The following is an 11,902-nucleotide window of genomic DNA, read 5'->3' as shown; positions in this document are numbered from 1 at the left end:
GGGCTGTGGCCGCCAGCGGGGTGACGCCGCGCGCTCAGAGAACGCGATTGCCCTGCGCGTCGAGGAACGTGGTGTCAGGCATCCGTCTGGCGATGATCTGAAGCGCCGCGTAGCCGTCCGGTGTCGTCTGCGGCCAGTGCCACGTGCGGACCTGTGGTGCTGAGGGAAGTGCAGCCTCGAACAGGTCCACCTCGACGCCGGTCCTCAGGTGTTTGGCGGGCACGACGATGCCGAGCACCCGGCCCTGCTCGTGGAGGGTGGCGAACTGGATGCGCGACCCGGTCTTGTCGTCGCGGACGATGAACTCGCGGGATTCGGGGTCGTCAGGTGGGATCTCGGTGGTGTCGAACCGCGCGGACCCTTCCGCCGAGAATGCGCCCTTCATCCTCCGGCCGAAGAGAACGATCACGACAACGAGCATCGCCGCAATGGCGACTCCCCAGAGCCATCCACCTGGCACACTGTCAAACATGGGACTCCTCCTGGCTGCAGATCCACCAGCCTATCGAGCATCGGCACTGGACGGATGTCCGAGGTCTGGCGGACACTGGGACGGTGCCTGAACTTCCGGAAGTACACGCGCTCGTCACCGATCTCGGCTCACGCCTCGACGGCCGCATCGTCGAGCGGTTCGACGTCGTGTCATTCGCCGCGCTCAAGACATTCGACCCTCCCGTCGCCGCGCTCGCCGGAGGCACCGTACGGCAGGTGACGAGGCACGGGAAGTTCCTCGACATCCAGGTCGACGACCTCCACGTGATCATCCACCTCGCACGGGCCGGGTGGGTCCGCTGGCGTGCCGACCCGCCTGCAGCGTCGGGAAGACCGGGGCGGACGGCTCTCGCCGCACGACTGGTCCTCGACGACGGGTCGGGCTTCGATATCACCGAGGCAGGGACGAAGAAGAGCCTCGCCGTGTACGTGGTGCGCGATCCGAACGACGTACCGGGGATCACCCGGCTCGGACCCGACCCGCTCTCCCCCGACTTCACCCTCGACGTGTTCAGAGGCATCCTGGGCGGGGCGGGGCGGTCGCAGATCAAGGGGGTGCTCCGCAACCAGTCGCTCATCGCCGGCATCGGCAATGCGTATTCCGACGAGATCCTGCACACCGCTCGGATGTCGCCGTTCGCGCCGGCGGCGATGGACGACGAGAAGGTGGCCCGGCTGTTCGAGGCCATGCAGTGGACGCTGGCCGGCGCGATCGAACGTGCTGACGGGCTGGCGGCGTCGGAGCTCAAGAAGGAGAAGAAGTCCGCAATGCAGGTGCATGGCCGGACCGGAGAACCGTGCCCGGTGTGCGGAGACATCGTTCGCCAGGTGATCTACACCGACTCGACCTTCCAGTACTGCCCCACCTGCCAGACCGGCGGAAAGCCGCTCGCCGACAGGGTGCTGTCCCGGCTTCTCAAATGAGCCGCTGACGCCTGGTCAGTTCTTCGCCGCGAGACTCTTCGCGTGATCGGGGACGAAGTGCTGCTCGTCGATGTCCGGGCGATCCTTGTCGCTGGCGTCGGGCCGATCGGGAATCGTCACCTCAGGCGGTTCGGTCTGCTCGTACGGTACCTGGGAGAGCAGGTGGGCGATGCTGTTCAACCGCGCCGCCCGTTTGTCGTCACTCTCCACGGTCCACCACGGAGCCTCGGGGATGTCCGTTGCGGCGAACATGGCGTCCTTCGCGTGGGAGTAGTCCTCCCACTTGGTGATCGACGCCAGGTCGGTGTCCGACAACTTCCAGCGCCGCATCGGATCCTTCAGTCGCGAAGCGAAGCGCTTCTGCTGCTCGACGTCCGAGACCGAGAACCAGTACTTGATGAGAAGAATTCCGTCGTCGACCAGCATCCGCTCGAATATCGGCGTCTGCGCGAGGAACCTCTCGTATTCCTCGGACGAGCAATAACCCATGACGCATTCGACACCGGCGCGGTTGTACCAGGAACGGTCCATGAGGACGATCTCGCCGGCAGTGGGAAGGTGCTCGATGTACCGCTGGTAGTACCACTGGCCGCGTTCGCGCTCGCTCGGAGTGGGCAGCGCGACGACCCGGGCCGACCGGGGGTTGAGGTACTGAACGATTCGCTTGATCGCCCCGCCTTTTCCTGCGGCGTCACGCCCCTCGAAGAGCACCAGCACGCGCGCGCCGCTCGACACGACCCAGCGCTGCATGGCGACCAGTTCGACCTGCAGTCGGGCGAGTTCGGCCTCATAGAGCGCCTTGTCGACCCGTTTCTGCTTCTTCTTCGACTTTTTCGATTCGGACAACGTGTGCCCTTCCCAGCTCGGATGCCGGACCCCAGGGTCCAGACGGTGCGGCACTTACGAAACGGCGACGGTTTTCAGGGTGGACCTAAGGAGATTCGAACTCCTGACCTCCTCGATGCGAACGAGGCGCGCTACCAACTGCGCCATAGGCCCTGATGTTGTCCAGATTATCACGCGATTCATCGCGCGCGATTCACTAGCTTGCGACGCGGCGGCGGCTGAGGATCGCCGCGACGTCGGTCTGCGGGATCTCGGTGTCGTCGACGATTCCCATGCCCGCGAAGCGGCTCTGAGCCTCCGTGCCGGCCGCAGGCTGGTCGACGACCGGTGTGGTGATCGACGGCAGAATCGGTGCCTGTTCGGCAGCGCGTGCAGCCATGACCTGGGCCAGTGCCGCACGTCGGAGGGCTGCGTGTGCGTCGGCCTGCGCGATGGCATCTGAGGCCGCTGAACCCTGCGAGAGGTGAAGCGGTTTGGGGAGCGGCGACGGCGTCCAGGTCGCGACCTCGGGTGCAGACTCTTCGACATCGACCGGCTCGAACACGTCGGCCTGCCTGGCCGCCTGTGCGGGCGCAGCAACCCGAACACCACGTGCGGTCACCCTGGCCATGCGGACGAGGGCAGAGAGCGCGAGGACGGCCGTGCCGCCTGCTGCTGCCAGGAGGACGGGGGACCCGGCGGTGGCGAACAGCCACCCGCCTGCTCCTGCGGCGAGAAGGGAGACCATGAGCACGCCCGTAGCGGCGAGCCGTGCCCGGCGGCGTGCCCGGGCCAGCCGGACCCGCGGTTCGGCGCGCAGAGAGGCGATCGCGGCCGATGCTGAGGCGCGAGCGCTCTCGGCGGAGACGGTGGCCTCGAGGCGAGCGCGTTCGCGGGCCTCCGCTTCGAGCTGCTTGAGGACCTTCTGCTGTTCGGCGACATCGCGTGCTGTCGCTTCGACCCGGATCTCCTGCGGAACTTCAGAGGTCTCGGCGAGGATCCGCAGTGTCTGCTGAAGCCGGATCGCGTTCCGTTCGACCGCGACATACTCGCTACGACGCAGCCAGGTCGGGAGAAGGTAGACGATCCAGAGCGCGGCGGCGACGGCGAAGACGATTCCGCCGCTGAGGAGTCCGCCACCATTCATGGCTCTACGGTATGAGCGTTCCGGTCATTCGGACTTCATTGCGGGGGGTGTGTCACCCGAAAGTTGAGGTTGAAGGTTTAAAACAGTGCGGGGGGCGGCAGCAACGGAGTCTGGGACGCCAGAAGGTCGGTGGCCGGGATGCTCGCGGCTCCTGCCGGTACTGTGCCGTCGCGCCAGCGACGCAGCACGCCATGCGGAACCTCTTCGCGGACGAGCCCGAAGCAGAAGTGGTCACGCCAGTCCCCGTTGATGTGGATGTAGCGGCGGCGGAATCCCTCGTAACGGAATCCCAGCTTCTCCACGACGCGCAGGCTCGGACCGTTTTCCGGCCGGATGCAGATCTCCATCCGGTGCAGGCCCAGCTGACCGAAGCAGTAGTCGGTGGCGAGCGCGACTGACGTGGGGGTCACCGACTTGCCCGCGAAGCGCTCGGACACCCAGTAACCGAGGGTCGCCGATGAGAGGGAGCCGTACGTGATCCCGGAGACATTGAGCTGGCCGGCGAACTGGCCCTCATATTCCATCACCAGAGGCAGTCCACCCCCCGACCGCGCGTTCTGCAGGAGCGAACGGATGCTGGACCGCATGTCGAAGGAGCGCGGTGCGTACGGGCTGGTCGCCTCCCATGGGCGCAACCAGGTGCGGTTGCTCAGGAGTTCGTGCTCCATCGCCTTCGCGTCGCGAACGCGAACCGGGCGGACCGAGATCGGGCCGTCGCTCAGCACGGGCACGGGTAGAGGCACCGCTGTTCTCCTTCAGACTGTCCGGCGAGGGCTATTCGAGGTTGGCGGCGAATTCCTTGAGCCACGGCTTCAGGTCGACTCCGAGATCCTCGCGGTCCGACGCGAGCTGGACGATCGCCTTGATGTAGTCGAGGCGATCGCCGGTGTCATAGCGGCGGCCGCGGAAGATCACGCCGTACACGCCCCCGGCGATCGACTCGTCAGCGGCGAGCACCTGGAGCGCGTCGGTCAGCTGGATCTCGTTTCCCTTGCCCGGCTCGGTCGTCTCGAGGATGTCGAAGATCTCCGGGCGGAGCACGTACCGGCCGATGATGGCGAGGTTCGACGGCGCATCCTCAGGGGACGGCTTCTCGACCAGCCCGGTCACCCGGACGACGTCAGGGTTGTCGGTGGCCTCGACGGCCGCGCAGCCGTACATCTGAATGGTGGAGGGGTCGACCTCCATGAGGGCGATGATCGTCGCGTTGCGGGTCTCCTGCTCGCCGATCATGGTGGTGAGGAGCGGGTCGCGGGCATCGATGAGATCATCGCCGAGCAGGACGGCGAACGGCTCGTTGCCGATGTGGCGGCGGGCACGAAGGACGGCGTGGCCGAGGCCCCGCGGGTCTCCCTGACGCAGGAAGTGGATGTCAGCGAGCTCACTCGCTTCGACGACACGGTCGAGACGGGTGGTGTCGCCCTTCGCCTCGAGGGCGTTTTCGAGCTCAGTGACCCTGTCGAAGTGGTTCGCGAGTGCGTTCTTGTTGCGGCCGATGATCATCAGGACGTCGTGCAGACCTGCCTCTACCGCCTCCTCGACCACGTACTGGATCGCGGGCTTGTCGACGACAGGCAGCATCTCCTTGGGCATGGCCTTGGTTGCCGGAAGGAAGCGAGTCCCAAGTCCGGCTGCGGGGATGACGACTTTTCGTACTGATGAAGACATGGGTCAATCGTAGTGGGAGCCGATTTCGCCCGGATAACCCCTGAGCGAACGGATGCCGGTTACGACGCATCCCCCGCCTAGAATGAGGCCATGCCCAGTCCCGCCGATCATCAGAAGCGCGCGCTCCGTGCCGAACTGCGCGAACGGCGGCAGAATCTCACCGCGAACGAGCGGGAGAAGGCCACCATCGGTGTGACGAACAACCTCGTCGCCCTGGTCACCGGCCTAGATGCCAGGAGCATCGCCTGCTACCTCTCCGCGGTCAACGAACCGAACACGCGGCCCTTCCTCAACTGGGCCCTCTCCAATGACATCCGCGTCCTGTTCCCCGTCAGCCGCGAGGACGGACTCCTCGACTGGACCGTCGGAGACGAGGGCACCGAGACCGAAGGCCTGTTCGGGATGCCCGAGCCGGTCGGCGAGCTCCTCGGTCCGATCGCCATCAACGAGGTCGACCTCATCATCGTCCCCGCCGCCGCCATCGGCACCGACGGAACCCGCCTGGGCTGGGGCCGCGGCTACTTCGACAAGACTCTTGGCTCGATGGAGAAATGCCCGCCGGTCTATGCCGTCGTCTTCGACAACGAAGTCCAATCGGACGTCCCCCGCGAGAAGCACGACCAGCCGGTCAACGGCGCCGTGACGCCGTCCCGCATCTACGATTTCTAGCTCCACGACCCGGCACACTGCCGCAACCACCCAGGAATACTCATGCCCACTTACTCGTACAAATGCACCGTCTGTGACACCGCCTTCGACATCCAGCAGTCGTTCACCGACGCGTCCCTGACCGAATGCCCCACCTGCCAGGGCAAGCTGCGCAAGCTGTTCAGCGCCGTCGGCGTGACGTTCAACGGGTCGGGTTTCTACCGGAACGACTCGAGGGCGTCGGAAAAGAGCTCAGCGAAAAAGGCACCCGCGAAGAAGGCGGAGAAGGCTGTATCGTCGTCTCCTGCTGCCAGCAGCTCGACCTCGAGCTCCTCAGGCAGCACCGCTTCCGCTTCGTAGTTCGCTCGTCAGACAGGAGACACCTGCCATGCTCAAGGGTTTCAAGGATTTCATCATGCGGGGCAACGTCATCGACCTTGCCGTCGCCGTCGTCATCGGTGCCGCGTTCACGGCAGTCGTGAACTCGATCGTCGTCAACATTTTCAATCCGCTGATCGGCGCCCTGTTCAAGGCCGACAGCCTGAACGAGGCGTTCAATGTGTCGATCGGTGACGCCACGATCAAGTTCGGCGCCGTGGTCGGGGCGATCATCACCTTCCTCATCGTGGCCGCCGTCGTGTATTTCGTCTTCGTCCTCCCGATCAACAAGATGAAGGAGCACGCTGAAGCCCGCCGCAAGGCCGGCGTGGTCACCGAGAAGGCTCCAGTCACCGAGATCGACGTGCTCACCGAGATCCGTGACCTCCTGGCCAAGAGCAACACCAGGTCCTGACGCGGCCTGAACGTCCGACCGCGAGCAGCCCGGCTGCTCGCGGTTCGTCGTTAACGGTGGTGTCCTGGCGGACGGCCGGTCAGCCCCAGTGCGGAGGGACGTCCCGTTTCAGCTGGTCATCGTTGCTGTCCGCTCCGCGCGATCCCCACGTTGCATCCCTGTCCTCTGTCGCCTTCACCGGCTCCCGGATCTGCTGCGGGGTCGGATCTGCGCCGGGCGCGCCGGGGCGAATGGCGCGCCGCGAACCACGGATACGTCGAACCGGCGTGTCGTCTGACTCGCCTGCTGAGGGGGGTGGGGCGCTCATACTCCCAGTTTAAGCGTCACAGACTCTAAGCGTCACAGACGTGCGTCGCCGTCCGTGGCATCCGTCTGCCCGGTCCGCGTCGACGCGTCGAGCTGCGGTGCCCCGAGCATCGACACGATCTTCGACGCGACGCCGTCCGGGTCGCTGAAGAGGTCGAAGCTGTGCACACGGAGGTAGTGCCAGCCCAGGCGCCGGAGCACATCAGGCCGCAACCGCAGGGACTCACGCAGCGAGTCCGATCCGACCTCGGGGTCGGACTCGACGGCGATGGCCTTGCCGTCGTACGACGCGACGAGTGCGAGCTTGCCCCGGTAGCCGACCTCGACCGAGAGGCCGTGGCGGTACAGCCGCTCGGCCAGGTCGAGCAGCATCGGCTCGGCGCCGTCCGTCGCCGGCGGGGTGGGGACGTGCTGAACCGGCTGGCGCAGGATCTCGGTGAGCGCGGCGATGCCGTGCTGCATGCGGTCGACGTCGATGTCCTCGGGGCGGATGCAGGAGACGATGACCATGGAGCGGCGGGCCCTGGTCATGCCGACGGCGAGCAGCCGGTCTCCGCCCGGCTTGGCGAGGGAGCCGAAGTTGGACAGCACGCGGCCGTGCGGGGTGACCCCGTAGCCGAGCGAGAAGATCACCCGGTCGCGGCTCTCTGCGACCGACTGCTCGAGGGTGAGCACCGTGAACGGCTCCGCCCGCTCCTTGAGGATGAAGTCTGAGAGATCGGCGCGCATCGCGAAGGCGGAGATGACGGCCTGGTGGACCCGGGTGGCGTGCTTCTCACTCGCGGTGATGACCATGAGCGACTCGCGCGGCCGATTGATGGCGTGTTCGAGCACGAGGTTGACGACGCGGGCGACCTCGGCGTCGACGCTCTCCACTCCCCCGGTCTCGGGGTCTGGCATGCCGTGGCCGTTGGGAACGTAGTCCAGGGTGAGGCTGCCGTGGCCGAGGAACGATCCTGCCCAGGGCAGGGATTCGATCTCTCCACCGTAGAACCGGTGGTTGACGAGTTCGGCCAGGTCCTCACCGCCTGCACGGTAGCTGCGGGTCAGTGTGAGGGTCGGCAGCAGTCCCGACAGGTGCGCGAGGGCGGAGTCGGCATGCCTGGCGTCGACGTCGTCTGCGGCGGGTTCGGCGTGGGCCGTCTCGCCGATGGCGATGTCGAACGGGGTCGGGCTCTGCGTGACCGGGTCACCGACGGCGACCACCTGTCGTGCCCGTCGGATCGCTCCGGCGTTCTCGGCGAGCGTCGTTGCGCCGGCGTCGACCAGGAAGACGGTGTCGAAGCGGACTCCGTCTGGGATGACGTGCACTTCATACGGCGACGCCAGCCAGACCGGTGACAGCACGCGCGACAGGTGAGGTGCCGTCGCCTCGAGGCGTGCGGCGGTGGCGCCGTCGCCGCGGAGCAGCTTCTTCAGGGCGGTCGCCTCCTCCGGGAAGTCGACGAGGCCGATCTTCCAGGTGTCGGCGAGCAGCGAACCGAGGAGAGCACCGGATGCCGAGGCGTGCGCTTCGTCGACGAGGCGGAAGTCTGCCTCGAGGCGGTCGATGACGCTCGTGTTGGCTCCGAGCAGGGCTCGGTCGGTGGCCAGCATGTGTTCGAGCACGGACTGCCACCAGGCGAGTTCGAGCTCGGCGGAGACCTGCTCCTCGGGGACGTGCCTGACGGACAGGTCCGTGATGAGCGGCGCAAGGCCCTTCTCGCGCAGTTCGGCGATGAGGGTGGTGCGTTCCTGGAGGTTCTCCATCACCTGCGAGTCGGCGGCCAGGCCGGAGAGCAGGCGAACGAGTTCCTTCACCGGGAGGGAGATCAGGGCCTGCGACTTGTCGCGGCCGAGGGGCACATCGAGCTTGCCGAGGTCCTCGACGACGCGCTGGTAGGCGACCTGGACGTCGGCGATACCCAGCGGAACCTCGGGCGTGACACCGGCGGCCACGTAGCGCTGCCACAGTGTGCGCTGCTGCTGGATGCGACGGAGCGCTGCGTTCATGTCGGCGACATGGACGCCCGGGCGCACGTATTCGCGGGCGAGCTTCTTCAGACGGCGACGGTTCGCGCCTGACATGGCCGGGGCATCCCGCCTCGCGCTCGTCGCGGCGATGAGTTCACCGAGCGACCGGTCGAAGACGCTCGGCTGGAACTTGTCCAGGGTCTCGCGGACGTCGAGGAGGAGTCGCAGGTAGACGCCGAGCTCCTCCACCGACTCGAATGCGCGCATCCGGGTCTGGCCGATGAGTTCGTAGCCGCGCTCGAGCAGGCGGGGCAGCTCGGTGCGGTGCAGTTTCTTGGCGAGGTCGTGGGTCGCCTTGGCCTGCTTGGTGCTCGCGAACTGGGCGCCGTACCACGGCGAGTCGTCCGGGCCGTACTGGAATTCACCGAGGGATGCGGCTGTGGCCAGCTTGCGGGCGATGAGTTCGCGCTTGCCGGCGAGCTTCTCGAGCGATGCCAGGTCGAGGCGTGCCGAGGTCGTCGGCGGAACGGGCAGGTTGCCGAGGCGGGTCAGTGCTTCGAGGGTGTCGATGACGCTGACCTTGAGTCCGCCGTCGACGCGCCCGAGCGAGCCGCGGTAGTCGAGAAGAACCTTGCGCAGACGAACGAGTGCGTCGTCGACGTCGGCCACCTTGGGCGCGACGGCCTTTTCGTTACGTGAGATCGCCTGGATCAGGTCGCGGCGGATGGTCCCAGGGCTCACCGTGAATCCGGGAAGGCCCACCTTGCTGAAACGGTGACGGATGCCGTCGAGGCTGGAGCGTCTGGCGCTCACGACGAGGACCCGTTTGTGCTGGGAGACGAGCTCACCGATGGCGTTGACGACCGTCTGGGTGCCGCCGGTGCCCGGGAGTGTCGTGACGACGATGGAGTGCCCGGCGGAGATCTGGGCGATCACGTTCTCCTGCTCGGTGTCTGCATCGAGGAGGAGTGTGTCCGTTGTCGGTGGGCGGTCGTCCTGGCCGATGGCATCCACGGGGCTGAACAGTCCTTCGACGAGTCGCCGCGCGCCCGGGTTGCCTGCCAGCGCGTCGAGGACCGGGTGTTCGAGTTCGCCGGCGTCGCGAGAGAGGGCGGTGCCGACGTCTGCGAACGACGAGACGACGAGGCGCGGCTGGACGCTGAACCATTCGAGATGCTGGGTGAGGCCGCGGAGCCGGTCGATGACCGGCTGCGGCTTGAACACGCCGTTCGTGACGGCGAGCGCTTCGAACGCTTCGGCGTCGAGGGTGATCCGGTACTGCTCGTGGAGCGCACGGGCGAGCTCAGGGTTGAGGAACGGAGCGCCCTTGAGCTTGAGCTCGAAATCGCGGCCGTAGCGGCGGATCGCCACGGGGCGAAGCAGAACGGGTGCGGAGAAGTCTTCACCGTCGTTGCGCCACTGGGCGAGGCCGATGGCGAGGTGCACCGACTCGATCCCTCGGACGGTTCGCAGCTCGATGCCCTTGACGGTGATCTGGTCTGCGGCGGCTTTCGCGCTGCGGAGGGCGAGCTCGTCCCGGATGAGGTTGGACAGGAGTGTGGAGTGTCCGGTGATGAACTGCGGCAGTCCGCCGGGGTGGGTGGAGCTCAGCTCGATGCGCGTGCGCGGTTCGTCGACGAAGTGCAGCAGAGGTGAGCGACCGCCCACTGCTGCGAGCTGGCTGCGCCAGCGCTGTCGTTCCGTTTCTGCCACGTTGCCCACCGCGAAGTTCGGATCGCCTGTGCTCAAGCCAGTCGGACTGGTGACTGAGAGCGCAAGCGAAGTATTGGCGTCGTCGATATCAAAATCACGCGCATCTGGTTTCTTGTCTAGCCGCCACACAACCCACACCCTAAGCGCTCGGGTGGCCAATCGCCGGTAGCTTCACCGGTTTTTCGCCGAGTTGGACGCGTTCTCGATGTATTCAGTCCCGCGCCCTCACCCGCCCACGCAATTGTTGCTCCCGCTGTAGCACGGCTGGTAGTTCGTTGGAAGGGGTTCGGGGGCCTCGTCGGCACGCATCCATCGCCCCTGGGGAACAGCGAACAGGAGTGCGGCCACCAATCCGATGACGAGCAGGATGCCAGCGACCCACGCGAGTTCCCAGCGTCGCGAAATCACGGCGCTGAGAACGGATGCTCCGAGCGCGATCACGCAGATGGCCGCCGTCAGCTCGTACCGGTGGACATCTCCGCCTTCGACGACCGCGGGAGTCCAGATCGTGAAGTACACGTCGACGAACTGGAAGAAGAGCACGCCGATGAGGATCGTGCCCCCGCCACACAGGATGCCCGACAGGATGGCGAGAGCCGTTTCCCACCACGGAATCCGTCGCGAGGGCACCGCCGGCGTGTTCTCGACAGCGTCTGTTTCGGTCCCCCCGGAATCCACCATCCGTCCATACTGCCTCGTGGGCATCCGTTTTCCCGAAAAAGTTCTTGCGCGCTCCGAGTCAATTCCACTACGGTGATGCCTACGCCATTTACGAAAGGAGCCCAGCGTGATTAATTTCAAGTCTGCAATCGCATTCCACACGTCCGCCGGCTTCGTCGGCGTCTTCACCGCCTGATCGGCCAGTAGATACCCACCGGTTCAGACGGTGGTGACGCTCTCGAAGCCCGACCAGGCAGGTCCAGCAGAAATCTGCAATCTCCTGCCCGCAGGTCACTCACCCCGCGTGTGACGCGCATCCGCGTGTCATCCCTGTGTCGCTCCGTGCGGCCATCTCTCTTTTCGGCGACCCCGAACGCTCTCATCAGTGGGCCCGGAATCGCCACCAACGCAAGGAATTTCCATCATGAATACCCAACTGGTAACCGCGCCCGGTCGCCAATCCCACCCGCCCCAACCCGGTTCCGCCCTCGACCAGCGACCTGTGCGCCGCGTCGGACTGCTCGATCGAGCCGCGCTCCACCTCGGCGTCGCTCTCATCAAGTGGGGACGTCGACCGAACCAGCGAGAATCCCGCGAGGGGCTCGCCTCATGGGCCGAGACGCACGAAGCCCGCCGCAAGCTGGAACAGATGCGCGTTGAGAACGAGATGTGGGGCGCCGACCTCACCCGGCTCAAGTAAGTAAGTGTCCGTGATCGAACGGGGTCGGTACCGAAGCTCAGCTCCGGTCCCGACCCCGTCTTCGGCTCTACGC

The 11,902-nt window shown here is 66.1% G+C and carries 13 protein-coding genes and 1 tRNA gene; 5 read left to right on the top strand and 9 right to left on the bottom strand.

The window, feature by feature from the left end; genetic code table 11:
• Positions 1–34: 34 nt before the first annotated feature.
• On the bottom strand, positions 35–472 hold the full coding sequence (locus tag AC1M2K_RS10050) for a hypothetical protein (protein WP_480237238.1): 438 nt from the start codon (positions 470–472) through the stop codon (positions 35–37).
• Between the two features lie 83 nt (positions 473–555).
• Here AC1M2K_RS10050 and AC1M2K_RS10045 point away from each other — a divergent pair, with 83 nt between their 5' ends.
• A complete protein-coding gene (locus AC1M2K_RS10045) occupies positions 556–1,416 on the top strand; it encodes an Fpg/Nei family DNA glycosylase (protein WP_480240882.1) in 861 nt (286 codons plus the stop codon).
• Positions 1,417–1,431: 15 nt separating this feature from the next.
• On the opposite strand, the gene ppk2 is transcribed toward AC1M2K_RS10045, so the two are convergent.
• From ppk2 to galU, 5 genes are all read right to left on the bottom strand, one after another.
• Positions 1,432–2,262 carry a polyphosphate kinase 2 gene (gene ppk2 / locus AC1M2K_RS10040; RefSeq protein WP_480240881.1) on the bottom strand — a complete coding sequence of 277 codons (831 nt, stop codon included), beginning with the start codon at positions 2,260–2,262 and terminating at the stop codon, positions 1,432–1,434.
• An 80-nt stretch (positions 2,263–2,342) separates the two neighbouring features.
• A tRNA-Ala gene (locus tag AC1M2K_RS10035) sits at positions 2,343–2,415 on the bottom strand.
• 43 nt (positions 2,416–2,458) lie between these two features.
• A complete protein-coding gene (locus AC1M2K_RS10030) occupies positions 2,459–3,388 on the bottom strand; it encodes a hypothetical protein (RefSeq protein ID WP_480240880.1) in 930 nt (309 codons plus the stop codon).
• 77 nt (positions 3,389–3,465) lie between these two features.
• Positions 3,466–4,131: a GNAT family N-acetyltransferase gene (locus AC1M2K_RS10025; RefSeq protein WP_480237245.1), complete on the bottom strand. Its 666-nt coding sequence runs from the start codon at positions 4,129–4,131 to the stop codon at positions 3,466–3,468.
• 31 nt (positions 4,132–4,162) lie between these two features.
• Positions 4,163–5,056: a UTP--glucose-1-phosphate uridylyltransferase GalU gene (galU, locus tag AC1M2K_RS10020; RefSeq protein ID WP_480240879.1), complete on the bottom strand. Its 894-nt coding sequence runs from the start codon at positions 5,054–5,056 to the stop codon at positions 4,163–4,165.
• A gap of 90 nt (positions 5,057–5,146) precedes the next feature.
• On the opposite strand from galU, the gene AC1M2K_RS10015 reads away from it, so the two are divergent.
• Genes AC1M2K_RS10015 through mscL form a run of 3 tightly spaced genes read left to right on the top strand, consistent with a single transcriptional unit; the run spans position 5,147 to position 6,497 of the window.
• Positions 5,147–5,725, top strand: a complete 579-nt coding sequence (locus AC1M2K_RS10015; protein ID WP_480240878.1) for a 5-formyltetrahydrofolate cyclo-ligase — start codon at positions 5,147–5,149, stop codon at positions 5,723–5,725.
• A gap of 42 nt (positions 5,726–5,767) precedes the next feature.
• Entirely contained in the window at positions 5,768–6,064 is a 297-nt protein-coding gene (locus AC1M2K_RS10010) for an FmdB family zinc ribbon protein (RefSeq protein WP_480237248.1), read from the top strand.
• Positions 6,065–6,092: 28 nt separating this feature from the next.
• Positions 6,093–6,497 (top strand): large conductance mechanosensitive channel protein MscL, encoded by a 405-nt coding sequence (mscL, locus tag AC1M2K_RS10005; RefSeq protein WP_480240877.1) that lies wholly within the window; start codon positions 6,093–6,095, stop codon positions 6,495–6,497.
• A gap of 79 nt (positions 6,498–6,576) precedes the next feature.
• Here the strand turns inward: mscL and AC1M2K_RS10000 are convergent, their stop codons facing one another.
• The 3 genes from AC1M2K_RS10000 to AC1M2K_RS09990 all read right to left on the bottom strand — a co-directional run bounded on the left by AC1M2K_RS10000 (position 6,577) and on the right by AC1M2K_RS09990 (position 11,150).
• Positions 6,577–6,804 (bottom strand): hypothetical protein, encoded by a 228-nt coding sequence (locus AC1M2K_RS10000; RefSeq protein WP_480240876.1) that lies wholly within the window; start codon positions 6,802–6,804, stop codon positions 6,577–6,579.
• Positions 6,805–6,836: 32 nt separating this feature from the next.
• Entirely contained in the window at positions 6,837–10,598 is a 3,762-nt protein-coding gene (locus AC1M2K_RS09995; RefSeq protein WP_480240875.1) for an AAA family ATPase, read from the bottom strand.
• Positions 10,599–10,694: 96 nt separating this feature from the next.
• Complete coding sequence (locus tag AC1M2K_RS09990) at positions 10,695–11,150, bottom strand: DUF6234 family protein (RefSeq protein WP_480240874.1); 456 nt, start codon at positions 11,148–11,150, stop codon at positions 10,695–10,697.
• A gap of 403 nt (positions 11,151–11,553) precedes the next feature.
• Here AC1M2K_RS09990 and AC1M2K_RS09985 point away from each other — a divergent pair, with 403 nt between their 5' ends.
• The gene (locus AC1M2K_RS09985) at positions 11,554–11,829 is read left to right on the top strand and encodes a hypothetical protein (RefSeq protein ID WP_480240873.1); all 276 of its coding nucleotides are present in this window, start codon (positions 11,554–11,556) and stop codon (positions 11,827–11,829) included.
• The last annotated feature ends 73 nt before the right edge of the window (positions 11,830–11,902 follow it).

It is taken from the genome of Mycetocola sp. Y171 (assembly GCF_056713165.1).
This window is presented reverse-complemented; position numbering and strand designations above follow the sequence as displayed.

Excerpts from the sequence above, each read along its gene's own strand:
- AC1M2K_RS10050 (WP_480237238.1), bottom strand. The coding sequence starts at position 472 with ATGTTTGACAGTGTGCCAGGTGGATGGCTCTGGGGAGTCGCCATTGCG.
- AC1M2K_RS10030 (WP_480240880.1), bottom strand. The coding sequence starts at position 3,388 with ATGAATGGTGGCGGACTCCTCAGCGGCGGAATCGTCTTCGCCGTCGCC.
- galU (WP_480240879.1), bottom strand. The coding sequence starts at position 5,056 with ATGTCTTCATCAGTACGAAAAGTCGTCATCCCCGCAGCCGGACTTGGG.
- AC1M2K_RS10015 (WP_480240878.1), top strand. The coding sequence starts at position 5,147 with ATGCCCAGTCCCGCCGATCATCAGAAGCGCGCGCTCCGTGCCGAACTG.
- AC1M2K_RS10010 (WP_480237248.1), top strand. The coding sequence starts at position 5,768 with ATGCCCACTTACTCGTACAAATGCACCGTCTGTGACACCGCCTTCGAC.
- mscL (WP_480240877.1), top strand. The coding sequence starts at position 6,093 with ATGCTCAAGGGTTTCAAGGATTTCATCATGCGGGGCAACGTCATCGAC.
- AC1M2K_RS10000 (WP_480240876.1), bottom strand. The coding sequence starts at position 6,804 with ATGAGCGCCCCACCCCCCTCAGCAGGCGAGTCAGACGACACGCCGGTT.
- AC1M2K_RS09990 (WP_480240874.1), bottom strand. The coding sequence starts at position 11,150 with ATGGTGGATTCCGGGGGGACCGAAACAGACGCTGTCGAGAACACGCCG.
- AC1M2K_RS09985 (WP_480240873.1), top strand. The coding sequence starts at position 11,554 with ATGAATACCCAACTGGTAACCGCGCCCGGTCGCCAATCCCACCCGCCC.